Below are 24,792 nucleotides of genomic sequence, written 5' to 3' on the forward strand. Positions count from 1 at the left end.
CAGACTCGCGGTTATTTTATTCTAATCGGATTTTAAAGCTGTGCCGTTATGCGTTCTGATTTCAACGCTTGCCGTTTATCCTTAAGGTTTAGCAGCAGCTTTTAGAATTGCCTTTATCGCAACAATTTGAGTTCACCACAGAGCCTCGCTCAAAGCAATCAATCGCATCAGCCAACGCAGTAAATGATTGCTCAATATTGTCATGCGAAGTGGCGATGTTCATTCGCATAAAATGATAACTCTCAGCGCCAAACCAGCCGCCCGGCGTTAACCCCATTTTAGCTTGCTCAAACACCACGTTCTTTAACTCTTCTTCCGAGAAACCTAACTCAGAGAAATCAAACCACACTTGATAAGTGCCTTGCGGTTGGAACACTTTCAATTGAGGGATGCGCTGCGCAGCAAACTCAGAGATCCACTTAACCGTGTCTTGCAGATACACCAACATGCCGTCTAGCCACTCTTCACCCTTTTCAAAGGCGGCAATCGTCGCAAACGTGGTCAAGGCATTACCATGGTCAAGATACATCGCCGCTACGTTAGCTTTGAACGCTTCAAATAGCTCATTGTTGTTCGTGTACACATAGCCGTTTGAGATGCTGTGCATACCGAAGGTTTTGGCCGGAGAGCCAATCAAGGTGATGACCTTGTCGTAATCAAAGCTGGTCAAGCTCGTGAAAGCGTGACCTTCAAAGATAATGTCTGAGTGGATTTCATCACTGATGATCAACACATCATGACGCTTAGCAATCTCGATAACCTGTGTCACTTCTTGCGGCGTCCACACGCGACCTGTTGGGTTATGTGGATTACAGAAAATCATCGTTTTAACTTTGTGTTCGATGATCTGCAGTTCCATACCATCGAAATCAATGCGGTAGCCTTGCTCATCATTGATAAATGGGCTCTTCACCACCTGACGATTTGCTTTATTCACCAAGTTAGAAAACTGGTGATACGCCGGCGTATGGATCAGCACACCATCGCCTTCGTTGGTGAATTGGCGCAGTAACAATGCGATCCCAGAAAGTACACCCGGCACCTGAACAAACTTATCAGCCGAAAGGTTTAAACCATGACGCTTTGAGTACCATTGAGAAAGCGCTTCAAACACCGCTTGCTCATGAAACTCATAAGAGTACACACCGCGCTCAACCAAACGATTCAGCTCTTGAGTGATCGGTTCCGCGACCTGAAAATCCATATCGGCAACCCAATATGGGAATACATCTGTGGTGTTATAAATGTTCTGTAGCATCTGCGGTTTGCTTTTGATAAACGCATTCTCACCGTAGTTAGATGTACTCTTAAACGCTGTCATGGAGGAGCCCTCAAATAGGTTGTTCGGTCTTTTTTACAATCCACTGGATTGCATGAATACCCTTAAGACGATGGCATAATCAAAAAGACGAAGCTTTTAGAAAATAATCTGAAAAGTACAAACTAATTTCGTGTTTCTACCTTTATCTCAGTCTTGACCGAATTAGCGATAAAGCAGTTTTTGTGCGCCAAATGATGAAGCTTGTCGAGTTGTTTAGCGGTGGGTTGTTTAGTACCTAAAAAAACAATCTCAGGTCGTAGAGTCACCGTGGTAACCGATGAGCGGCCTGATTCATCTTCTTCCAGCACACCTATCGCATCATCGACATAAGAGTCAATTACGTACTTCTGTTTTGCAGCAATGCCCAACAACGTCAGCATATGACAGCTAGAAAGTGCCGCAATAAAGGCTTCTTCAGGGTCAACATTCGCTTCCACCGAAAACGGCAGTGGCACAACATGTGTAGAGGACGAAGCAGGCACAGTAACACCGCCATCGAACTCCCATGTGTGGCCGCGGCTGTACTGATTATCGCTAAAGGCTTCATTTTCCGCTTTTTGCCAGCGAATGACTGCTCCGTATTCAGACATAATTCCTTCCCTTTTTAATGCTCAATAAATTATCGATCAGCTGGGTGATTGACACCATCGTTGGTCACTACATCTCCAATATCAAAAGGGTTTACCCCTTCCAAGCAACCGATATTAAAACCATATTCATTTGGGCTTGAGCGGCGTTGATGATGCGTATAGATACCGCAGTTTGAGCAGAAGTAGTGCTTAGCGGTATTGGTATTAAACTGGTAAAGCTTGAGATGCTCCGCGCCTTTGAGGATCTTAATACCATCCAGCGCCACAGAGCCCACAATCGCGCCTCTACGACGGCAGATAGAACAATCACATCGGCGTGGCTTTTCTATTCCGTTAGGTAGGCTGAGTTCTAATTCGACTGCGCCACAATGGCAGGTGGCTTTGTGAAAAGGTTGGATAACCGTGTTACCGACGACTTTCATTTATCTCTCCAATCACGTCCTTATGTTGCAGGTATCATAACCAGTCCGGTATTTTCTGTCCGTTAGCTGGCGCTGAGTTCGAGAGATCCGTCATGGGTAGATGAGCGTCTATTCTTTGTCTGACCTCTCGACCAAACCACTGAAGTTCTCAAGAAGATAATCCAAAAACAGTCGAATACGCTTTGGCTGATATTTCTTGCTGATGTACACCACATTCAAGTCGGCACTTGATACGGAAGTCGAGGTATTGAAGTTCTTCATGTAACCATTAAGCAAAGTCACAAGGCGTTGGTTATTGATGTCATCTTGCACATCCAGCACTGATTTAAGCGCGATACCCTCGCCTTTTAATGCCCAGTAACGAATCACTTCACCATCGTCTGAGAATCGCTTTGGCACTACGGTAATCGACTTTTTCATGTCGTGGTCTTGGAAGTGCCATGTCTTGAGTTCTTCATTGCTGCGCAGCATCGCCAAACAATCGTGCTCGACCAAATCTTGTGGCGTCAATGGCGTCCCATGCTTGGCAAGATATTCAGGAGAGGCACACAACACACGTCGGCTAGGAGACAAACGTCGAGATATCAAACTGCTGTCGACCAGTTCCCCATAGCGGATCACAATATCCATACCTGACTCGGCAATATTCGACAGGTTGTCGTTCAAATACAGGTAAGGAACCACATCAGGGTACTGCTGACAAAACTCCGACAAGATTGGCAGGATGTACTGCTTGCCTATGTCTTTCGGTGCCGCGATCTTTAGTGGGCCTTTGACTTCTTTGACGCCATTTTGAATCAGGTTTTCAGCCTCACTGACATTATCCAATATCTCCAGACACGCCTTGTAATACAGCTCGCCTGAGTCAGTCAAAGACACATGTCTTGTGCTTCGATTCAACAACTTCACACCATAACGCTCTTCCAACGCCTGAAGCCTTGCTGTCATGGTCGCAGGAGAAAGTCCTAACTCTCGCCCCGCCGCCGCTAACCCATGATGCTTTACGATACTGACGAACATCGCCATATCTGAAAACTTGTCCATTCACCTCTCCTACTATTCAGCTAATCCGAATAATGAATTTGTATTTTAGCCAATTATCAAATTTAGTCGAACAAATATAATAACAACCATCAGCAGAACACGCAGGAATTCAGACCATGAACAACACACTAGCGAACCAAGAAAAGAACACTTTCGTCATCATTGGTGGCACGTCAGGTATCGGTAAAGCATTGGCGATGAAATTGAGAAACGAAGACAACACAGTACACATTGCCAGCCGACACACCGGTGTTGATATCAGCAATGAAAAGTCGATTTGCGAATACTTCGAATCCATTGGTCCATTCGATCACTTGGTGGTCACGGCAGGCTCATCCGCTCCGGCTGGAAAGGTGACTGACGTTGCTATTGAAGACGCGAAAACGGCATTTGACACCAAATTCTGGGGCAGCCTAAACGTTGCTAAGCATGCTGCACGTTACATGAAGCCCAACGGTTCTATCACACTCACCACAGGCATGTTGTCACGCAAAGTTGTCGCTGGCACTTACGTAAAAACCGCCATCAACGCTGCACTTGAAAGCGTAACTAAGGTGCTTGCAAAAGAACTATCGCCAATCCGAGTCAACGCCGTAAGTCCGGGCTTAACCATGACAACAGCCTACAAAAACATGGACGACACAGCCCGCTCAGCCATGTACGACAACGCCAAAAACAACTTACCCACGGGCAAGGTTGGCGAAGCTTCAGAGATCGCCATGGGTTACCTATTCGCGATCAATAACCCATACGTGACAGGCTCAATCATCGACATCGATGGCGGTGCGCAGCTCGGCTAAGACACCTCGCAAAGACACCTCGCAAAGACACAAAGAACAATCGTTAGGACGTGTATCTAAACGTCCTAACAAACAAGAATTTAAATAGGTAGATCATCATGAAACAAGAAACCGTCCACCAAGAAACTATCCATAAAGAAAAGATTCCATTCCAAGTTTGGATACTGACACTCGCTGCATTTGCAATCGGCACGGCTGAGTTTGTTATCGCAGGCATTCTTCCACAAATTGCGACTTCCCTTTCGATCACCGAAGGCCAAGCGGGCTATCTAATCAGTGCGTATGCGCTAGCTATCGTTATCGGCGGGCCAATCTTAACCATCTACCTTGCACGCTTTAATAAGAAGATGGTGCTGATTGGGCTAATGGCGCTGTTCATTATTGGCAACGTGTTATCCGCCTTAGCGCCAAGCTATCCACTTCTACTGGCAAGCCGTGTTATCGCAGGCTTAGTGCAAGGTCCTTTCTATGGCATTGGGGCGGTTGTCGCGACTAATTTAGTGTCTGAGAAAATGGCAGGTCGCGCCGTTGGTCAAATGTTCGCAGGCTTAACGCTCGCTAACGTTCTTGGCGTTCCAGCCGGTACTTGGGTGAGCTTGCAATTCGGTTGGCACACCACCTTCTTTACCGTTGCGGCACTTGGCACAGTTGCGATGATTTCAATCTTAACGTCAATCAAATCAACAGGTCACAGCGAAGCGAAAGACATCAAAACTCAGCTTATGGCGTTCAAAAATCCAATGCTGCTTATCAGCTTGGCAATCACCGCTTTTGCCTGGTCTGGCTTTATGACGCTTTACGGCTACCTTGCGCCAATCGCCATGCACATCACGGGTTACGGCCAAGAGTCAGTAACTTGGATCTTAGTGATTGTTGGTGTCGGCTTAATCATAGGTAACACCTTGGGCGGTCGCTCTTCAGATAAAAACCTCGGCAAAGCTTCCATGTTTTGGGCAGTCGCAATGATCGTGTCATTGGTTGTGGTTGGCCTTGTGATAGACAACAAAATCCTATTCGTTGCCGCTGCATTTATCTTTGGTATTGCATCATTTGCGAACGTTCCTGCCATGCAACTTCGAGTAATGAACCATGGTGGCGAAGGCCAAGAGCTAGCAGCAACAGCGAATATCTCAGCGTTTAACTTGGCTAATGCCTTCGGTGGATTCCTTGGCGGCATGGTACTCGACAGCCAACTGGGCGCAGGAATGATTCCGTTCGCAGCCGTTGTCGTCCCTGTCATTGGCTTGCTACTTATCGCTAAAGCCAATCGAGCTGACAAGCCTCAGAGCAACTCGATTTTCAGCCCAGCAGAAAGCAAATAACGCGGCTTATAGCCGAACACAAAACTAAAAACACTGAATTAAAACAAGGTAGATACCATGAACAAATTATTCGAAACATCAGAACTCAAAGGCCTAGAACTGCAAAACCGTGTCGTTATGGCACCCATGACTCGTGCTCGCACTAGCCAACCTGGAAACGTGCCAAACGATATGATGGCAACCTATTACCAGCAACGTGCCAGTGCAGGTTTAATCATCACCGAAGCCACGCAAATCTCAGATGACTCTCAAGGGTACTCATTCACGCCCGGCGTTTACACAAGCGAACAAGTGAAAGGCTGGCAAGGTGTCACCTCTGCCGCTAAAGAACAAGGTGCTGCGATATTCTGCCAACTATGGCATGTGGGTCGAGTGTCTCATCCAACCTTCCAAAAAGGTGAACTGCCAATCGCGCCTTCGGCACTGGCTCCGGTAGAAACTCAAGTTTGGATTTCTGATGAGAATGGAAACGGCAACATGGTGGATTGCATTCAACCAAGAGAGATGGCCCAAACAGACATCAACCGTGTTGTTCAAGATTTTGCTAACTCAGCGAAAAAAGCGGTAGAGGCAGGATTCAACGGTGTCGAAATCCATGGTGGTAACGGCTACCTCATCGATCAATTCTTAAGAACCAATTCAAACAAACGCACCGACAACTACGGTGGCAGTCGTGAGAATCGGCTTCGCTTTCTGATTGAAGTGGTAGATGCAGTCATTGATGCGATTGGTGCCGATAAGGTGGGTGTTCGTTTAGCTCCGTTCATCACCTTCAAAGACATGAACTGCCCAGACATCGTGCCAACGATTTTAGAAGCGTCAAAGGCGCTGCAAGCACGTGATATCGCTTACTTGCACCTATCAGAAGCAGACTGGGATGACGCGCCTGTGATACCTGAAAGCTTCCGAGTGGAACTAAGAGAACTATTTTCCAACACTATCATCGTCGCTGGCAGCTATACACCACAGCGTGCCGAAGAAGTATTAAGCAAAGGCTACGCCGATCTCGTCGCATTTGGTCGCCCATTCGTAGCGAACCCAGACCTCGTATCACGCCTACAAAACGGCAGCGAACTATCCGATCTCGACGGTGCTACTCTGTTTGGCGGCAACGAAAAAGGCTATATCGATTACCCAACGTTGTAGTGGTAAAACATTAAATAAACACCAAGCCTGCATGAGTCCTGCAGGCTTGCCTCTTTAGAAACGTGACCGATTCGATACCTTTTCACACTCAAAAATTCACTTGCATATTTTGACCTAAACCACTGTTATATTTGAACTTTACATCAAATTTAAATTATAGAAATATCAATAATAATTAGAATTGAAACGAGGACTCTCCATTGTTCAACGTAGGACAGGTTTACAATCGACGCACAGATATACACGGTCGCTACAAAGGTCAGCAATATGGTGGTATAGCTACGCCTGCAGCCCACCCATATGTATTTATCTTCACTAGCGATGCTGGTGAAGAATTTGGCTACTCTGATGATTTTAGTGCAGACGGCACTTTCCGATATACAGGAGAAGGCCAAGAAGGTGATATGAAAATGGTTAAAGGAAACTTGGCCATCTTTAAACACCAAAACAACCTTAAAGAGATTCTCTTGTTTGAATCTGTCTCAACTGGTTTTGTTAGATTCGTCGGAGTTTGCAACTACATCTGTCATCACATTGAGCAACGCCCCGACAAGAACGATCAACTTCGTGATGCAATAGTTTTCCATCTAGATATCGTCCCACAAAGTGTCAGTAATACCATTCAAACACCAAAAGCTTCATATCTAACGAAGCCAACTAAAAGTAAATCCTTGAAGCAATTACGAGACATCGCTTTAGCTTCAACGCCACTTCAAACTGACACCAAAGAACAACTCGCACACGTAAAATATCGTAGTGAAGCCATTAAGCTTTACGCGAAAAAGAGGGCAAATGGTATCTGTGAAGGTTGTGAAATGCCTTCGCCTTTTGAGACCAAGACAGGCCCTTACCTAGAAGTGCATCACCTGACACGGTTGGCTGATGGTGGTGCAGATTGTCCTGAAAACGTGATTGCACTTTGTCCGACCTGTCATCGTGAAGCGCACTACTCTATAAATGCCGTAAAGTTCAACGCACAACTCATTGAGAAAGCACTAAAGATTGAAGAGCAACTGTTTTAAACATTTCTTTCAGGCAAAAGAAAGGCTCGCGTGACTAGTGCGAGCCTTATGCAGTTTAGGGGGTAAACCACAATCTAGTTTAATTATTTAACTTATGAGCCATTATGCACTTGTGCGCATTGATATTCTATTTTTAAATGATTCACTGCAATTAATCAATCGATAAAAGTTAGCGTTTGGTCAATTTAAACCACATAAATAACAGTGATTTAGTGAACAGCGTCTAGAAATTAATCTTAAATCCCATATAAATCAGATTTATAGACTTCTCATTTGCCAATAACCCTCACCATTGGTTGCGAGCTGATTGTGTAAATAATCGAGCGTGTCAGCCACTTTTCCGGCAATGCCTTGAGGCGGGTTAAACAGTAGCAACCCACTACCGATGAGGCGATCATCGCCCTTAGGATCGCGCAGTCGTAATTCCGATTTAATCGGGCTTGGTAGCAAACCATCTTTCACCGCTGTCACGCAGTGGTTCAAAATCAGTGAGCTTTTATCATCGGTGTACAGCGGATACCAAATCAGCGCAGAGACTTTCTCAGATTGCTGATAAGCCTTCACCAAAGCGTCAATCACTGCGAGATATTCAGCATCGGTTTCATAGGGTGGGTCGATCACGATCAAATGATGGTTATCATGCTTAGCTACATCATCAGGCAGCGCTTTAAGCCCATCGCCTGCGCTAATGGTGAGCTTACTTGAGACATCAAGATTGCGTTGCAACTTCTCAATATTGGCTTGCAATAAATCGGCTTCATCTTGCTGAATATCTGAAAAATAGAAGCTATCTTGGCTGCGGCCTTGTTGATAGGTAATGGCTGCCGAGCCGGGATACAGCGTGATAAGTTGATTAGGGTTGTAGTATTCCAGCACCGACATAAAAGAAGAAAATGACTCTGGCAAGTAAGCCTTATTTCGCCATAAGTACCCAACCCCTTCGGCAAACTCGCCCGCGTGATTACTTGGTGCAGTGGTTAGGTCGTAACACCCTGTGCCTGAGTGTGTGTCGATAACATTGAGGCGTGAGTGTTGCTGCATTAATGATTTAACAAGTGCACTCAATACTGGATGCTTAAGTGCATCCCCATGATCGCCTACATGACATTGATGTCGATATTCCATTCACTTGCCTCATTTCTACTAACGTCATATAAACATACTTCATATCACACGCTGTTGCCTATTCAATCCATCGTTTTTTGAAATAGCCTCTCTTTTGACTAACTGTCTGACTCTTATAAAAAATAAAGCCCTTCGTCTTATTAAAAACGAAGGGCTTTACTGACGTTACTCACGAACTCGTGCTGTTAGCTAAGAAACACCTTAAGGGTACTCACCCTCAACTTCTACTGGTGCTTTCACTTGGTAGTGACAAGGCTGTAGGCCAAGTAACTTAGGCAGTGTGATGCCGACAGAAACTGAAGACCACGTACCGCTGACAATACCAACCACCAATGCAATAGCGAACCCTTGCAGTGCCGCGCCACCAAGTAGCCAAAGCGCTGATACAGTGATTAGCGTTGTACCTGAAGTCACCATGGTGCGTGAGAACGTCGCTTTAACTGATTCGTTAAGCAGGTTATCTGTATCACCGTTTGGATTACCACGCAGCATTTCACGTACACGGTCGGCAATGATGATCGAGTCATTCAATGAATAACCCAAAATCGCCAACACCGCTGCCAATACGGTCAGGTTGAACTCAAACTGAGTAAAAGCGAACAGACCCAAGATAAGCGTCACGTCATAGATTATCGCGGCAAGCGCACCCAGTGCCAAGCGCCATTCAAATCGAACACTCAGGTACAGCATGATCATTAGGAAACACACCAATACCGCCAAGCCACCTTGGTCAACCATGTCTTGACCCACTTGAGGGCCAACCACGCTGCTGTTAAGCACTTGTACTTGGTCGCTCACCGATGACAAAACATCCACTAGGTTAGGCTGAGGTGCATCCGTCAATTGGCTGTAACGCAGTGTCCAGCGGTCTTGTTCTGCCATACCAACCACTTGCACGTCTTGTTGGAAAGCGGCATCAAGTTTTGTTTTTAAATCGTCTTTAGTTACTTGGTCAGAAAGCTGAACTTCGGCCACCACACCGCCAGTAAAGTCCAAGCCCCAGTTGAAACCTTTCACTGCCACAAGCATCACAGAGCTCATGAACAGCACAATAGAAATCACAGACATCACCTTGCGAAGGCGAGTCATATTGCTGTCTGAAATAGTCATATTTGAAATACTCATGCTTAAATCCTTACATCATGGCGCTGGTCGCGCCCCCAAACCAAGTTGATGATTGCTCGTGAAGCAAAAATGCCCGTGAACATACTGGTTAGAAGACCTAAGCCCAGTGTCAGGGCGAAGCCCTGAATCGGTCCATTACCAATGGTATATAGAGCCACAGCAACGATCATGGTGGTGACGTTAGCATCGAAAATTGAAGAGAACGCGCTATCGAAACCACGGTCGATAGAGCTAGCAAAGCTGCGCCCTTCTTTCATCTTGTCTCGAATACGTTCGAAGATAAGCACGTTAGTGTCTACCGCCATACCGACGGTCAGTACTAAACCCGCAATACCTGGCAGGGTTAATACCGCACCCGGTAGCATCGCTATCAAACCAAATAGTGTGGTCATGTTGACGACCAATGCAGCGTTCGCAACCCAACCAAGGCGGCGGTACCATAGCGCCATAAACGTGAGAGTTAGACCAAGGCCAAGTGCCAAAGCAGCAAAGCCGTTAGTAACGTTTTCAGCACCCAGAGACGGGCCAATGGTACGCTCTTCAATGATGGTTACTGGCGCAGTCAATGAACCCGCACGAAGCAATAGAGCCAGCTCTTGAGCTTCAGCCATGCTGCCTGCACCTGTGATTCTAAAGCGGCTACCCAATTGAGACTGGATGTTCGCCACACTGATCACTTCACTGGTTTTCTCGCTGTTACCGGCTCTATCACGGCTGTACTCGCTGTACACGGTTGCCATTGGCTTGCCGATGTTATGACGAGAGAACTCAGACATCTTCTTACCGCCCGCTGAATCCAACGTGATGTTTACTTCTGCGCTGCCCATCTCACCAATGCCACTACGAGCATCGATAATGTGTTCGCCGCTCAGTACCGCTTTGCGAGCAACAACGACACGGTTGCCATCCGTATCTTTTAGCGTTTGAGTGTTACGCGTCGCGTTATCGTAAACAGAGTAGAACGCCAATGATGCCGTTGCACCAATCACGTCTTTCGCGGCTGCAGGGTCTTGGACACCCGGCAGTTCGATACGGATACGGCTTTCACCTTGGCGTTGAATCGATGCCTCAGTGATGCCGAGCTCTTCAATACGGCTGCGCATGATTTGCAGGTTTTGTTGAACCGTTAGGTTACGGAGCGTTCTTTGCTCTTCTTCAGACTGAGTTAACGTTAGCGATTTATCTGAACGGTCACGTTGCCATTGTGGGAACTCTTCACGAATCAGTTTTTGTGCTTTCTCGAAATCTGCATCAGTGCGGAAGTTAAATTCAACTTGGTTATTGACCACTTTACCGCGTGCATAACGCACTTGGCTGGTGATCTCGTCGACCACAGATTGCGCTTGTGCGTGGTAAACCGGTTCCATGTCCACTTCGAGTAGGAACTGCACACCACCACGTAAATCAAGCCCTAACTGAATCGGCGCGAAGCCCATATCAGTCAGCCATTTTGGTGCTGCAGGCTCCATCGCTAGCGCTACCGTTGCCTTGTCTAGAAGACGTTCGTTAAGTACTTCCTTGGCCTTCGCTTGCTGTTCTGCATCTTCCAAGATCACAACCAAACGGTTGTCTTTTTGAAATGCAGATTTGGCTTGGATGCCTTCGCTAGCAAGGTATTGGGTAATTTGACTCGCATCGATGGTCTGTTCAGAACGATTATTAATTTGAACCGATGCATTCTCACCATACCAAGAAGGTAAGGCACTTAGAATCATGATGATGATAGTGGCGATAAGCACCACGTATTTCCACTTTGAGTAGTGGTTAATTTGTTTTCTTGGAATGCGTTTTTTCACAGTCAAGATCTCTTCTTTTTACCAATCACCGTAAATACGTGCTCAAAAATAGCACCGAAAAAAAGCAGTGATCGAGCATTTTAACCAGCTGGGGTGACCAGTTATTTACTACGATTGGTATGTCTAATGTTTTGCGAACACGAGCGATGGCTAATCACAACCAGAACAAGCTGATTCAAAGATAGTGGTGCTAAAGCTGATGTCGCTATGTTTGTTTTGGTTAACTGGCGAGTTCAACGGGCACAAGTGACCATCGATACGACCAATTTAGGGTCAAACGATTAGCTAAGAAGTTCTCGAAAATGCGAGTATTGAATGTTGCCCTCTTTCCACCCAGAAAGCCGGGAAGACGGAGAACTCACAATACTGGTCCAGTGCTGCTTAGAATCCAACAACGGTGTATTGAAAAGCAGAGAGGCCAGTAATGAAGGGGGAGAGAAGTCGATCAGTAGATGATAAGCAGGCTCAAGATCAGCCACGCTTTCTTGTTCATTGCTGAGCATACGTCTGAAGTTTGCTGCTTGAAGGCTAGACTCAGTGTCGTGATAGTTAGAACTGTCACCAGAAGGCACTGTGCCAAACTGAGCCTTATCGCACTCTAAGTAGCTCGACGGATTATCCGTAGCGGCTTGTTTACACAGGTCATTCTGTGAAGATTGCTCTTGAGCCGAGTATATTTGAAATGGCTTAGAAGGAAACGAATAGCCGTTAGAATTCACTAAGCCAAAGCTCAGTAAAAACAACATTAAGACTAATCGGGTACCCAGTTTAAGCAATCTAATATCCAAACAACATTCTCGTAGATCGTCAATCTACAATACAAATGAAACGCTGTCTTGATTTAAAACATTTTTTTAGAAAATGATTCGATGCAACCGATTAAGCGTTCTCGCAATTTAGATTTACATAGATCTAAAACGACTTAACAACAGGTGATGGATAGATGTTATGAATAGCGAAAAACAAGAAAGCCAAGCGACACTCGCTTGGCTTTGAGTTATCTCTCTTTGTTGGTTTCAAGCTTTAAGCTTTAGGACGCATGATGTTCTTAACCTTACGGCTATTTTCACCAAAGATGCGTTGTACTAACTCATTCATCTCTTCTGCAGAGATTGATCTCGCCACTCGCTCAACTTGAGACAAAGCTTCGATATCGTAACCATAAAGTAGATAACGAGACACATACCACGCTTGGTCGATAGAGCTCATCTCGAGAGGCGTGAAGTCAGCTTCAAACTGTTTCACAACCGCTCGCATTTCCTCTTCAGAAACACCTTGTAGAAGATCTGAAATCACCTTATCAATCGCCACTTCCACTTTATCAACGTTCTCAGGCGCTATCATCGCACCGATGACCCATTCATGACTCAACTCGCTGTCTGCAGACGCCGAATACGTATAAGGCGAGTAATCCAAGCTCAACTCTTCGCGAATATAAGTATCTAAACGAGTCGCCAGCAGTCGTTCCAACAAGCTTTCCGTGAAGATATCTTTTGCCGTAAAGCCTTCTTCGGTTTCAGGCTCTGAGATGACTCGTAAGACGTACTCTGCGCTATCAACATTGTTGATGGCCAAATCAATGCGTGATTCTGATGGCTGTTTGAAAGCCACCTTAAAGTCAGGCACAACTGCTTTTTCCAATGGAATCGAAGCCAAATATTGCTGAACCAAAGGCTTCAATACGCTTGGGTCGATATCACCCACAATCACTAGCTGGTTATGTCTCATTTGACCAAACAGCTGCTGATGAAGATTACTGATATCTTCCACAGAAACCGCTTCAACACGCTCTTTATCTACAAAGTGGTGACGACTCTCCTGACGGTAGATATTCTGGTTTATTGCACGCTCAAACTGTCCAGCAGGGCTGCTCAAGAAAGATTCTTGACCCTGTACAAACTCCTGCTTCACTGCCTCTAACTGCTCGGGAACAATTTTAGGCGCTGTGATGAAAGTATAAAGCGCAGCAAACGTATCTTTAAGCCCATCTTTTTTGATATTAAATTCAATACCATGACGAGTATTCCCAATGAAGCTGTCAGCTCGAATATCTTCACGGTCAAAATACGCTAGAAGTTCAGAACCCGTAAACTCACCGACGCCACTTCGAGCGAAAGTCGGTAACGCAACCTCAACGGCGGGGTATAAGCTCGGATCCAACGCAGCTTTTCCACCGAGGCTCATGTACATCACGCCAACATCGTCACCTGCAACATAATCACGTAAATACCACATGTCGATACCATTGCTTAACGTCCACTTTTGGATGTATGGATCGATGGACATTTGTTCAGCAAGTACAACCTCGCCCTTCGAACTAGGAACAGCAAAGGCACTTACAGAAGCAATAGCGAGCGGCGGGGTTCCAGGCTCGCTGTAAGTCGCTTTTAAGCTATCTAGAGAGTTAACGACAGCTGTTCTATCTTCAGAATCGTCCATGCCAATAACAAGAAAGTAATCATCAGAGAGCAGATTTGTGATGTTGTCGTTGATCGCTTCCAGGCTTAAGTTAGCAATGAAAGCTTCCAAACTCGCTTGATAGTCTTTCTGTGATTGGACAATTCGCCCAGTTACAAGCGCACTCGCTTTGTAATTCGCGTGTTCAACGCTGTCCATTTTATCCCAATCATGCTCGATGTTATCCAGCAAGTCTTGGTAGTAGTGCTGCTCGCCGACGATATCCGTTTTCGACACGCCAAAGTCACGCAGTGATGCCAATGTAGAGAGTAACTCTTGTTGGATAACTTCACGACCACCAGCCGGAAACCCAACACTTATTGACGAATAGTTCAGAAAGCCCATTCGATAGCTATCAGACGCTATCCATTGAGTCGGCAACGCTGCATCATTGAATACTGCTTCGAGTCGCTGGCGAATGAGTTGTTGCGAGGTTTCATCTAACCAACGTTGATGCTGTTGATCATGATTTTCGATGCGATATAAACCGCGATTAAACGTCAGAGTGATGCTTGGTGCTTCTCTTCCTGCGTATTCAACATAATCATCTTCATTGAACGAGGTCACTTTCTGCTTCTCTGGTCTCGGCGTGTCACCACGCTCCCAACTAGAAAACTTTTCTTCTATGAGTGGAATCACGGTTTTGATGTCCACATCACCAGAAACGACCAGCTCGACTATTTGAGGTTGGTACCAAGTCTGATAAAAGTTAGTGATACCTTGAGGAGTGGCATTAACAATCGACGATTTAGTCCCTAATGCATCTTGAGATTCGTAAGGACCTCCTTCAATGAAGTGATCATAAAATATCTCTCCAAATGACTTATCATCGAGGCGAGCCATACGAAACTCTCCAAGAACCACGCCTTTCTCTTTTTCAACTTCTGAACTTGATAGATCCAGACCATCACCAATGTCACGCATCCACGTTAGAGCAGACTGCAATTGGATGTTATCTGGCAAATCTAACTGGTAGACCGTCTCTTCATAAGAGGTGTAGGCATTAATATCTGCACCAAAGCTAGCGCCTGCATCTTCGAATAGACGAATCACATCATTTTCAGAGAAGTTCTTACTGCCATTGAATGCCATGTGTTCCAAGAAGTGCGCGTAGCCTTCTTGCTGATCAGTCTCTTGAATCGAACCCGCGTGAACGACTAGACGTACAGATACCGATGCTTCATGATCTGGATAAACATGATAGGTAAGACCGTTTTCCAGCTGACCTGACTTCCATGCAGGATCCGGCTGGATTAAGTTTTCGGTGGTTTTTGGTGTTGAGCTACAGCCAACCAAAGTTAGGCATAGAGCCGTCGCTAAATAATATGTTTTCATAACAACCTCTTAATGTCATTCATCGACAATATACAGATTGAGTTAACGATTATTATTTAATATTGAACCGGGTGAGTATCTTTGTGATCTGGATCTTTATTTTATAAATCATTGAGCGTTATGTAAGATCGCCTATGCTCATTTAAAGCGGTATTTAGATAAGAGCCTATTACATCTATTTTAGACTCGCTTGTCAGCGCAATAAAAAAGCCAAATGCTTGAACATTTGGCTTCTAAGTAAATCCACATATAGAGAGTAGAAGCGGCTTTCATGAAAAATCACTTACCTCAATAGACTTACCCTTGTGGTCTTAACAAATTCTTCAATTGATAGCTGTTATCACCAAAAATTTCTTCAGCGTACTCTGTCATGTCTTTGCTAGAAATTGAGTCAGTCGTTCCCTGTAGGTCGAACAACGCTTCAAAACCATAATCATGAATCAAATAACGAGAAATAAACCAAGCTTGTTGAGTGGGCTTGTATTTTAGTGGAGTGAGGTCTGCTACAAGCTGCTTAGCGGCTGTTCGAGTCTCATCTTCAGAAATCCCTTTTGCCGCTTCAGCGATGACCTTATCAATCGCCTGTTCAATTTTATCTGAGTTTTCTGGAGCCGTTAAAGAGCCGATTAGCCAGTCATAACTAGGCTCACTGTCTTGTGCGACCGAATACACATAAGGCGCATAATCCAAACCTAACTCTTCACGAACATAAGCCGTTAGACGACTCGACAATACACGCTGAAGCATATCGTCCATAAACACATCTTTTGCGGTTTTATCCCGAGCTTGCAGGGAAATCACACGCAATAAATACTGACTGCTGTCTTCATTATTGATGGATATATCCATTCGTTCTTTCGAATCAGTACTATAAGCTACCCGATAATCAGGAGACTCAACGACTTCTAATGGCAATGAAGCAACATATTGACGTACAAGAGGCTTAATTTCAGCTGGATTAATATCAGCAACAATAACTAACGTATTGTCTCTTAATTTTTGAAAGAGTTGATGCTGTACGTCTAGTATATCTTGCGACGTGACAGCCTTAACATCGCCGCTTTCAAGCATCATGTGACGGCTGCTTGTTTGATAGCTATTGCGATTAACCATCTGAATAAACTGCCCCACAGGTGTTTCTAAATATGCTGAACGATCTTGAGCAAATTCAGCCTTCACAGCCTCAAGCTGGTCGTTGTCTATTTTAGGTTCGGTTACAATGGTGTGCAGCGCAGCTAAACTTTCTGCAAGCGTCTTTTTCGTGGCGCTTATTTCCAAGCCATGATGAGTAAAGTTGATGAAGGGGTAGATTTCAATGTCTTTGCGTCTCAAGTGAGCGGTTAACTCCGAACCACTAAATTTACCAACACCACTACGAATCGAAGCTGGCAGAGCAATCTCTACAGCAGGAAACAGTGAAGGATCCAGCGCCGCTTTTCCGCCCTCACTGGCATAGTAAACCCCAACACTATTACCAGCCTCAGAGTTACGGAGATACAAAACTTCAATGCCATTGCTCAATGTCCATTGCTTCAAATTAGGATCGTCACTCACCTGAACTTGCTTTACAATTTCGCCTTGAGACGCTGGCACACTAAACGCCGAGCTTGCGGTAACGAGCAATGGCCTGTTACCTGTCTTTTTGTAGGCTTTTCTGACACCTTTTAGCTCGTTATTCATAGCCTGCAAGTCTTCTTTAGAAGATAAACCTAACCCCAAAATATATGGGCTAGAAAGTAAATCATCTAAATTATCATTTACGGCTTCCAGATCCGTACTCGAAAGAAACGCTTTCAAACTCGATTTATAATCAAGCTGTGATTGAACCGTCTGGTTGATCACCAGCGCCGTCGACTTACCGTCAGCATGAGCTACTGCGTCCATTCTCGCCCAGTTAGCTTGAATGTCATCAAGGTTCGCTTGGTATTGCTGTATCACACTCGTAAACTCATATTCGCTCACACCATGATCACGCAATGAGGCAAGAGTAGAAATAAACTGCTGTTGGCTTTGCTCTCGACTATCGACAGGAAAGCCAACCGTAGTAAGGGAATACCGTTGGTAATCTAAGAAATAGGGAGTCGAAGCAACCCATTGCACTGGCAATGCAGCGTCAACAAAATCTGAATTCAACCTTTGTTGGATGAGTTGTTGAGCAATATCATCTAGCCAAAGCTGATGTTGTTGCTCATGGCTCTGTGTCACTCTTTGCCCACGCTCAATCACTATCCCGATGCTCGGTGGCTCGCTCCCAGCTCCATACGCCACAAAATCTTGAGTATTGTAATCCGCTGACGTGTTCTTCAAGGGAACCAGTGTTGTGCCTCTTTGCCAACCAGAGAAAGTTTCTTCAATCAAAGGGATCACTTCTGCTAGAGTAATATCGCCAGAGACAATCACTTCGGTTAACTGAGGTTGATACCAGGTTTGGTAATAGTTATTTAATTCTTGAACATTCGCATTAGAAACGGATTCTTTGTTGCCAATGGGATCATTGGTTTGGTAATTCGTGCCTTCAATCATATGATCGTAGAACTTAAATGAGAGAGGTTTATCTTCAACTCGTGTGTGTCGAAATTCCCCTAATATCACACCTTTCTCTTTTTCGATCTCAGCTCCGGACAGCAGTAAACCATCACCAATATCTCTAAACCATGCCAACGCTTTATCTAGATTCTTATTGTCGGGTAGATCTAACTTATAGAGGGTTTCTTGATAAGAGGTATAAGCATTCAAGTCAGCACCAAAACTAGCACCAGACTGCTCAAACAACGCTACTACATCGTTTCCTGAAAAATTTTTGCTGCCATTAAACGCCATATGCTCGACAAAATGGGCATAACCTTTTTGCTGTTCACTCTCTTGAAAAGAGCCAGCATGCACAAGTAAGCGTACCGATACCGGTTGTTCTTGATCAGGGTAAACATGGTAGGTTAAGCCGTTGTCTAATTCGCCTGTGACCCAGTATGGGTCAGATTTCAATAACGTCTGTTGCTGAGGAGTAGAAGTGCAACCTAGCAATGTGGAGCTCAATACGACGACTAAATAGTATGCTTTCATAACGATCTCTTTGAAGGGCTTTGCTCCAATATATCCGATCGCCAAAGTGTAATAATTCACCATTAAATCAAACGACTAAAATTTTAGAGTCACTCGATATAAGTATGAAAGTGTTTAATTTATAAATTACATGAATTAATTATAAAGCCGATATGTAGCGCCTTGTATTTGTTCGCTACATCCCCTTAAACAACGCTTGCGAAGCACGGCTGATCGGTAGTTTTTCCCCTGACACATAAGCCGACATCTGGCCTGAGAGGCCTTTCTTCACCTTATCAATGGCGGAGACTTTCACCACCACCGAGCGGTGGATCTGCCAGAACTCATCAGGATTGAGTTGGGCGATCAGCTCTTTTAGTGACACGCGAAGAATAAACTCCTCTAGAGAGCCGCCTTGGCCTTTTTTGAATATCGAGACGTACTTGTCTTCTGCTTTGAAGTAAGCGACATCATCGACGGCGATTAGGTGAATGTCTTCCCCAACACTGGCTTTGAGCCACGTGAGATACTTTTTCTGCGATAGATAAGGAGGCTGAACTTGTTGTGAGGTCGATTGGGATAGCAGTTGAAGCTGAGCCATTAACGCCGTGATATCAGGTTGTTCGGGGAGGTTACCTATTTGCGATTGGTTACTCGACAGACGCGCTTGCACCTTCTGACAGGTAGCAAGTAGGCGCTCTTCATTGATTGGCTTAAGCAGGTAATCCATCGCATTGTGTTCAAAGGCTTTAACTGCGTATTCATCATAAGCCGTAATGAACACAATCAATGGCGGCGAATCTAGCTTGTTGAGTTGTTTCGCTAGTGAGATTCCATCCAGCTCAGGCATACGAATATCGAGAAACGCCACGTCGGGCTTAAGCTGCTGAATACTTTGCATCGCCTCCAAACCGTTTTGTGCCTTGCTGACGATCTCTAGCTCCGGCCAAACCTCAGCCAAGCTCTTGTCTAAGTGATGCCTTAACAGTGCTTCATCATCTGCGATAATCGCCGTTACGCTCGGCTGTATTGCTGGGTTGTTCATGGTTAATCCTTTAAATTCACACTGTAAATCGTCTATTTTTCGTCACTGTTCTGTACTTTCTGGTGCGTAGTTCTAGACAACTGCGTCAGTCAGTGGTAACAGGATCGTCGACACTACCCCGCCCTCAGTTTGTTCAGTAATAGTTAGACTCGCCTTATCACCATAAAGGGTTTCGATTCTTTGACGAATATTGCTTAACCCAACACCGTGCCCCGTATTCGCAGAGGGCGTTTTCAACCCAGCACCACTGTCTGACACTTCAATCTTCAACTGTTCAGCTTGCTGGGTAATACGGATATTCACTTCGCCACCTGCGGCTTTTGGCTCAATACCGTGAGTTAATGCGTTCTCAACCAAGGGTTGAATTAAGAAGGGCGGAATCACTTGCTGATCGCTAATGTTGTTCGTTTCAATCGAGAAGGCTAAGCGCTCATCTAAACGAATTTTCTGGATGTTAAGATAAGCATCCAGCAAGTCGACCTCTTGTGCGATGGTCGATTGCTCAGTGCGGCTATTCTTCAAAGTCACACGCAACAAGTCGGTCAGTTTTTCGAGCATCAACTTGGCTTTCGCGCTGTCACTCTCAATCAATACATTGATGGTCGCAAGCGTGTTGAACAAGAAGTGCGGTTCAATTTGGCTCTGTAGTTGTTTAAGCTGACTCAGCACCACCACCTTCTCTTGATCGGCCTGACGGCGCTTGGCCACTTCTAATTCGTTATCGGCACGTAACTGCTGCTCTCGTGCGTAGAAATAGTAATAGCAAACCGAACAGAAGATCACACCAAGCAACACGACAGATTTAAGGTCCGAGATATTGGACCCAAAATACCCGTTCAACCAATAGTGCGCGTTCAAGGTACCAAAGGTCATCGCGATCACCATTGATATACCCACTTCAAGCGTGCGGGATGTTCTCTTGAACAACTTAACCAAGATGAAAGAAGAACCCACCGCGCTGTAGCCAAAGCCAAAACTGATTGCTAGATTAACCGTTAATCCGCCGCCCCAAATCGTATGGGTTGTAATCGCAATAAGAACACAAAATAGCGTGGTGAACGCAAAGCTTTTGATCCATGAAAACCGACTGTTTGAAGAAGTGTTCATTAAAATCGTCCTTTGATATTTATAAGAATCATATGACTATCGGGTAAGTTGGCGTAAGCAGAATCACTTTTACCGCCTAGAAAGCGTGCAGCAAGTTCCAATTCCAACGATGAATCACCATTATCTAACGCCTGATAGTTGAGCCACTGAGTAGCAATAAAACCACCGTCTTGTGGAGACAACATCACATCAAATGTTGGCGTGATATCTTCAAGCCAGCCATGTGTCGAATCCAAAGACCAGTGAAACATGATGTTGTGTTGAACCAAATTGGCGTGCTGATAACCTTGCGCGTAAGAGCCTGCCAACAATGCTGTCATCGGATTAACTGACAAAGGCTCGGCACTTTCTATTGCGCTTTGCCACTCAGAGTCACTCCACGCTCGGCTATCAAACCAGTATTCCAACACCACATTGTGGCCCGTGTCATTGGCCCATGTTAGTCCTGCTAACGCTTGATAAGCTTCGCCCTGCTCTTCAAGATAAACCGGTTTAAGCATTGAATCCGGCTGACTGTAGCCAAGGCTTTGTTGTTGATAGACCACCGAACCATGAAACTCCCATGCAAGGTTTAAGACCGAAACCAAACTCGCTCCAAGCAAGCCGTGGCGCACATCATCATAATAAGCGACCCACTGATACTCATGGTCACCCACTAGGTTGTAACGACGTAAGCCAAATCCTTGTTGCTGGTTCTGCTTTTCGAATTCATTTACGTCTTGAGAAGTCCATGACGAATCGCTGTAAAGCAGTGTCCATTCGCCCGTCATATCGAACAGTGACGCCGACGCAACACCCGCCCCCTCCTCAGCGACAATGCCTACTGGGTTTTGGCGATAAGGCTTGATGATGTCTAGCGGTCGGTAGCCATAACCCACGCCCCAATCGAGGCGAACCTTGCCGAGTGTCACATCGAGGTAGTGGTCACCGACTATAGAATTAGACACCTCAACACCACCTTGCCAAAACAACTCGCGCACGATGAATTCCGATTCAAAGCTCGCCTCTTGTCCTTGAGGATTGTTACTCAAAATATCGTTGGCTTTGACTGCAAACAGGCCAAGCCAATTGTTATAACCAACCTCAAGATCCAGTAAACCATTTAACGACTGGCGATTATCAGATGCTAAAGGAGTGAATGGTGACTCTCGTGATTCAATCGCTTCGGCACTGAGTTGCCAATCCCAAGCCAAGCTCAGCTCATCCGCTTGAATCGTGTTACTTACGCAAGACAAAGCAAGCAAAATAGCAGCTGAATACTTGATGTAAGGCTTACGACTAGAAGCTTTCATGGCATCCCCCTAAAGCCCAGATACGCTATTACGCGATAAGTAAGCTGGGTTGTAGTATTTGTCTGCCAAGGCTTGTTCGCTTACTTCGCGGTACTCAATCACGGTCTTCTTACTTGGTTGAATCTTATCAAGTAAGGTCATTGACACTACACTCGGCAAGCCATCACGCACGCCTTCAGTAAACCACGCTTGCTTGGCTAGTTTTCCTGAACGCAAATACAAATCCGCTTTAACTGGAAATGCGCGCTCTGTCGTTAACCACAGATCGATGGATTGATAACTCGCGCCCTTAGTTTTTGCGGTGAGTTTTAAGTGATGGGTATCAAGCAGATCACCACTTGACACCTCAACCTGTTGTTCGACAACCCACTCACCTTGGTAATCTTCGCTCCAAGTGAGCGTTGAGATATCACCAACCGAAGCTTCACCAAGCAATTTTTGCATCGGGGTAATACGAATTGGACGACGAGATTTCGGCATCAATAACCAATAGTTGTCTTCTATCATCAGCATCTTTTGACCCGCCTCGACAGCCGACTTGAACACCACTAACGACTCTCGATTGGGTCTTGTGTAGACGTTGTACTCACGTGTTTTATCGAGTTGTTCGTCTTGATATAACGCCACCAGAGAAACCACTTTCGACGCCTGTTCGCTGTTCAAACGGTAGCTGTCTGCCTTGGCAATCATCTCGGTAACTTGCTGTGAATCGACTGCCCAGCTTGGTGTCGATACTAGAACCAAAGCTAAAACAGAGCCCAACGCGAAAGCCAATGTATTGAATGAACGAGTTAATTTACACATAAACCAGCGCCTCCGTGATTGGCTTATTCACGCCTTTACGAGCAGAGAAATAAGCAGCCAGCAAACATATCGTCAGCACACCTAACGTCGCGTAACCAACCAATTCTAATGAGAAGTAAATGTTGAGTGGGTAACCTTCTGTTCTGCCGGGAGGTGGTGGCATTTGCACATCAACCACCAGCAATAATACCGACACTAAACCACTCACTAGCGCGCCTATCGCACTGCCAATCATCGCCAGTAATCCCGCCTCTTTTAAGAAGCCTGCGACGATTTCAGAAGGGTAACTACCAAGAGCCGACAAGGTGCCAATTTCACGAGTACGCTCTGTGACTGACATGGTCATGGTGTTAAACAGCGATACGAACACTACCAATGCCATCACTGCGCCCATGATGCCGAAAATACGGTCATAAAGATCTTTAACCTTGGTGTAGAAAAACGCGCGATCTTGCCACGGAGTAATCTCGATCTCTGAGCCCTGTTGACCAACTTGCTTGTCCAAAGCCAATTGGATGCGTTGTTGAACCGTCGAAGTCTTGTTAGTTTCAAAAAGAAATACCGACAAGGTGCTGACTTTGTCTGACGCTAAAAGTTCTTGGGCGGTGGTGATGTGTACGTACAACTGACGTTTGTCGAGCTCAGGTACGCCAGTCGAGTAAATGCCCTGCACCTTAAAATCAAAGGCATTCAATGCGCCATCACTGGTGGTAGCAAGCAGTGTAACCCAATCACCAACAGCCACTTTGAGGTTGCGAGCAAGGTCGGTTCCGAGCATCACTTGCGGCTCTTGGCTGTCGTATCTTGGTGATTTCACATCCGAGAGGGTTTGACCGCTGCGCACATCAAGGAAAGGTCCTTTCATGTCGAACTCGCGCTCATTAACGCCCGTTCCCATAAAGATGGTCGATTTACTGCCGTTAGACACCAAACCACTAAAGTAAACTCGTGGCTGCACCCCACGCACATCGCTGTCGCCAATAATGCTCTTGGTTAGCGCTTGAACGTTATCCAGACCATTGCTCAGCGGCATGTCTTCATCTTGCTCAAAATAACCCGGCGTGCTCAAGGTAAGGTGGCCAGTATCGCGCGCGGTCGATTCTCTCAAGGATTCGTAGGTGTAAAGCCCATAACCGCCCGCACTAGTCAGCGCAAAAACGGCAATGGCGATGATCAACACCGAAAGCAGACTGCGGCGACCATTTCTTAATAGATTAAGCCACGCCAAACGCACCGAAGTTGGAAGTAAAAACGTGCTCATTCTTTGTGTTAACTTGCCCATGAGATCGCCTCCGTTGCTGTGATTTGTGGTGCCAGTTGGCCGTCGATAAGTTCAATCACTCGGTCGCAGCGCTGCGCCATTCTTGGGTCGTGCGTTGCGACAATAAAGGTAGTGCCCATTTCGTGGCCAAGCTCTTTCATAATGTCGATCACAAGGTTTGCGGTATGACTGTCTAAGCTCGCGGTCGGCTCATCGGCAATCACTAAGCTTGGGTTGTGGATCAGTGCTCTGGCTATCGCGACACGTTGTTGCTGACCGCCTGAAAGGTTGTCTGGGCGGTGATGAACGTAATCTCCTAGCCCAACACGCTCTAACATCTCTTGCGCTCTGGTCTGCTGTTCTTGTTTCGAACATTGGTTCAACATCAATGGATAAGCGACGTTTTCAAGCGCAGTCATTACAGGAACCAGATTGAAGCGCTGAAATACAAAACCCAGTGACCCGCGACGAAAACGCGCAGCGGCAATTTGCTCAGTCGGATACGCTTTACCATCAATGTTTATCTCGCCTTGATAGTCCATATCCAACAAACCAAGAATGTTCAACAGCGTGCTTTTCCCTGACCCAGAAGGGCCACACAACGCCACCATTTCACCGCGTTGGATGTGTCCATCGACCCCGCTTAATGCATCAACACGTTGACCGCCAGTCACATACGATTTGCCGATACCTTTAAATTCAATCATTCCTTTGTCCTCTGATTACTCGCCAACTATTT

General features: G+C 45.7%; 20 protein-coding genes. 4 read left to right on the plus strand and 16 right to left on the minus strand.

The window, feature by feature from the left end:
• Positions 1-88 precede the first annotated feature (88 nt).
• The 4 genes from QQ041_RS06775 to QQ041_RS06790 all read right to left on the minus strand — a co-directional run bounded on the left by QQ041_RS06775 (position 89) and on the right by QQ041_RS06790 (position 3,377).
• The gene (locus QQ041_RS06775) at positions 89-1,321 is read right to left on the minus strand and encodes a MalY/PatB family protein (RefSeq protein WP_285953387.1); all 1,233 of its coding nucleotides are present in this window, start codon (positions 1,319-1,321) and stop codon (positions 89-91) included.
• Between the two features lie 122 nt (positions 1,322-1,443).
• Positions 1,444-1,911 carry an OsmC family protein gene (locus QQ041_RS06780; protein ID WP_285953388.1) on the minus strand — a complete coding sequence of 156 codons (468 nt, stop codon included), beginning with the start codon at positions 1,909-1,911 and terminating at the stop codon, positions 1,444-1,446.
• 29 nt (positions 1,912-1,940) lie between these two features.
• Entirely contained in the window at positions 1,941-2,333 is a 393-nt protein-coding gene (locus QQ041_RS06785) for a GFA family protein (protein ID WP_017070209.1), read from the minus strand.
• A gap of 108 nt (positions 2,334-2,441) precedes the next feature.
• Entirely contained in the window at positions 2,442-3,377 is a 936-nt protein-coding gene (locus QQ041_RS06790; protein WP_285953389.1) for a LysR family transcriptional regulator, read from the minus strand.
• 116 nt (positions 3,378-3,493) lie between these two features.
• Between QQ041_RS06790 and QQ041_RS06795 the strand changes: the two genes are divergently transcribed.
• The 4 genes from QQ041_RS06795 (at position 3,494) to QQ041_RS06810 (ending at position 7,667) form a co-directional block, all read left to right on the plus strand.
• Positions 3,494-4,177 carry an SDR family oxidoreductase gene (locus QQ041_RS06795; RefSeq protein ID WP_285953390.1) on the plus strand — a complete coding sequence of 228 codons (684 nt, stop codon included), beginning with the start codon at positions 3,494-3,496 and terminating at the stop codon, positions 4,175-4,177.
• A 98-nt stretch (positions 4,178-4,275) separates the two neighbouring features.
• The gene (locus QQ041_RS06800) at positions 4,276-5,499 is read left to right on the plus strand and encodes an MFS transporter (protein ID WP_285953391.1); all 1,224 of its coding nucleotides are present in this window, start codon (positions 4,276-4,278) and stop codon (positions 5,497-5,499) included.
• Positions 5,500-5,556: 57 nt separating this feature from the next.
• Positions 5,557-6,645 (plus strand): alkene reductase, encoded by a 1,089-nt coding sequence (locus QQ041_RS06805; RefSeq protein WP_285953392.1) that lies wholly within the window; start codon positions 5,557-5,559, stop codon positions 6,643-6,645.
• Positions 6,646-6,845: 200 nt separating this feature from the next.
• Positions 6,846-7,667, plus strand: a complete 822-nt coding sequence (locus tag QQ041_RS06810) for an HNH endonuclease signature motif containing protein (RefSeq protein ID WP_285953393.1) — start codon at positions 6,846-6,848, stop codon at positions 7,665-7,667.
• A gap of 258 nt (positions 7,668-7,925) precedes the next feature.
• On the opposite strand, the gene rlmJ is transcribed toward QQ041_RS06810, so the two are convergent.
• From rlmJ to QQ041_RS06870, 12 genes are all read right to left on the minus strand, one after another.
• Positions 7,926-8,792, minus strand: coding sequence for a 23S rRNA (adenine(2030)-N(6))-methyltransferase RlmJ (gene rlmJ, locus QQ041_RS06815; protein WP_285953394.1), 867 nt, complete (start codon positions 8,790-8,792; stop codon positions 7,926-7,928).
• 201 nt (positions 8,793-8,993) lie between these two features.
• A complete protein-coding gene (gene secF / locus QQ041_RS06820; protein WP_239718590.1) occupies positions 8,994-9,917 on the minus strand; it encodes a protein translocase subunit SecF in 924 nt (307 codons plus the stop codon).
• A gap of 2 nt (positions 9,918-9,919) precedes the next feature.
• A complete protein-coding gene (gene secD, locus QQ041_RS06825) occupies positions 9,920-11,719 on the minus strand; it encodes a protein translocase subunit SecD (RefSeq protein ID WP_285953395.1) in 1,800 nt (599 codons plus the stop codon).
• A 275-nt stretch (positions 11,720-11,994) separates the two neighbouring features.
• A complete protein-coding gene (locus tag QQ041_RS06830; RefSeq protein ID WP_239719112.1) occupies positions 11,995-12,459 on the minus strand; it encodes a hypothetical protein in 465 nt (154 codons plus the stop codon).
• Positions 12,460-12,736: 277 nt separating this feature from the next.
• Positions 12,737-15,505 carry a pitrilysin family protein gene (locus QQ041_RS06835; protein ID WP_285953396.1) on the minus strand — a complete coding sequence of 923 codons (2,769 nt, stop codon included), beginning with the start codon at positions 15,503-15,505 and terminating at the stop codon, positions 12,737-12,739.
• Positions 15,506-15,802: 297 nt separating this feature from the next.
• Positions 15,803-18,565 carry a pitrilysin family protein gene (locus tag QQ041_RS06840; protein WP_285953397.1) on the minus strand — a complete coding sequence of 921 codons (2,763 nt, stop codon included), beginning with the start codon at positions 18,563-18,565 and terminating at the stop codon, positions 15,803-15,805.
• Between the two features lie 175 nt (positions 18,566-18,740).
• Positions 18,741-19,589 (minus strand): LytTR family DNA-binding domain-containing protein, encoded by an 849-nt coding sequence (locus QQ041_RS06845; protein WP_146492642.1) that lies wholly within the window; start codon positions 19,587-19,589, stop codon positions 18,741-18,743.
• A gap of 72 nt (positions 19,590-19,661) precedes the next feature.
• Positions 19,662-20,696, minus strand: a complete 1,035-nt coding sequence (locus QQ041_RS06850; RefSeq protein ID WP_086714629.1) for a sensor histidine kinase — start codon at positions 20,694-20,696, stop codon at positions 19,662-19,664.
• A complete protein-coding gene (locus QQ041_RS06855) occupies positions 20,696-21,988 on the minus strand; it encodes a hypothetical protein (RefSeq protein ID WP_285953398.1) in 1,293 nt (430 codons plus the stop codon). Before QQ041_RS06855 ends, QQ041_RS06850 begins: the two co-directional genes overlap by 1 nt.
• A 9-nt stretch (positions 21,989-21,997) precedes the next feature.
• A complete protein-coding gene (locus QQ041_RS06860; RefSeq protein WP_057622713.1) occupies positions 21,998-22,792 on the minus strand; it encodes an outer membrane lipoprotein-sorting protein in 795 nt (264 codons plus the stop codon).
• Positions 22,785-24,074 carry an FtsX-like permease family protein gene (locus QQ041_RS06865; RefSeq protein WP_285953399.1) on the minus strand — a complete coding sequence of 430 codons (1,290 nt, stop codon included), beginning with the start codon at positions 24,072-24,074 and terminating at the stop codon, positions 22,785-22,787. The genes QQ041_RS06860 and QQ041_RS06865 overlap by 8 nt, the downstream gene beginning before the upstream one ends.
• Entirely contained in the window at positions 24,062-24,760 is a 699-nt protein-coding gene (locus QQ041_RS06870) for an ABC transporter ATP-binding protein (protein ID WP_285953400.1), read from the minus strand. The genes QQ041_RS06865 and QQ041_RS06870 overlap by 13 nt, the downstream gene beginning before the upstream one ends.
• Between the last annotated feature and the right edge of the window lie 32 nt (positions 24,761-24,792).

It is taken from the genome of Vibrio sp. TMPB1044, assembly GCF_030442075.1.
Classification (GTDB): domain Bacteria; phylum Pseudomonadota; class Gammaproteobacteria; order Enterobacterales; family Vibrionaceae; genus Vibrio; species Vibrio satsumensis.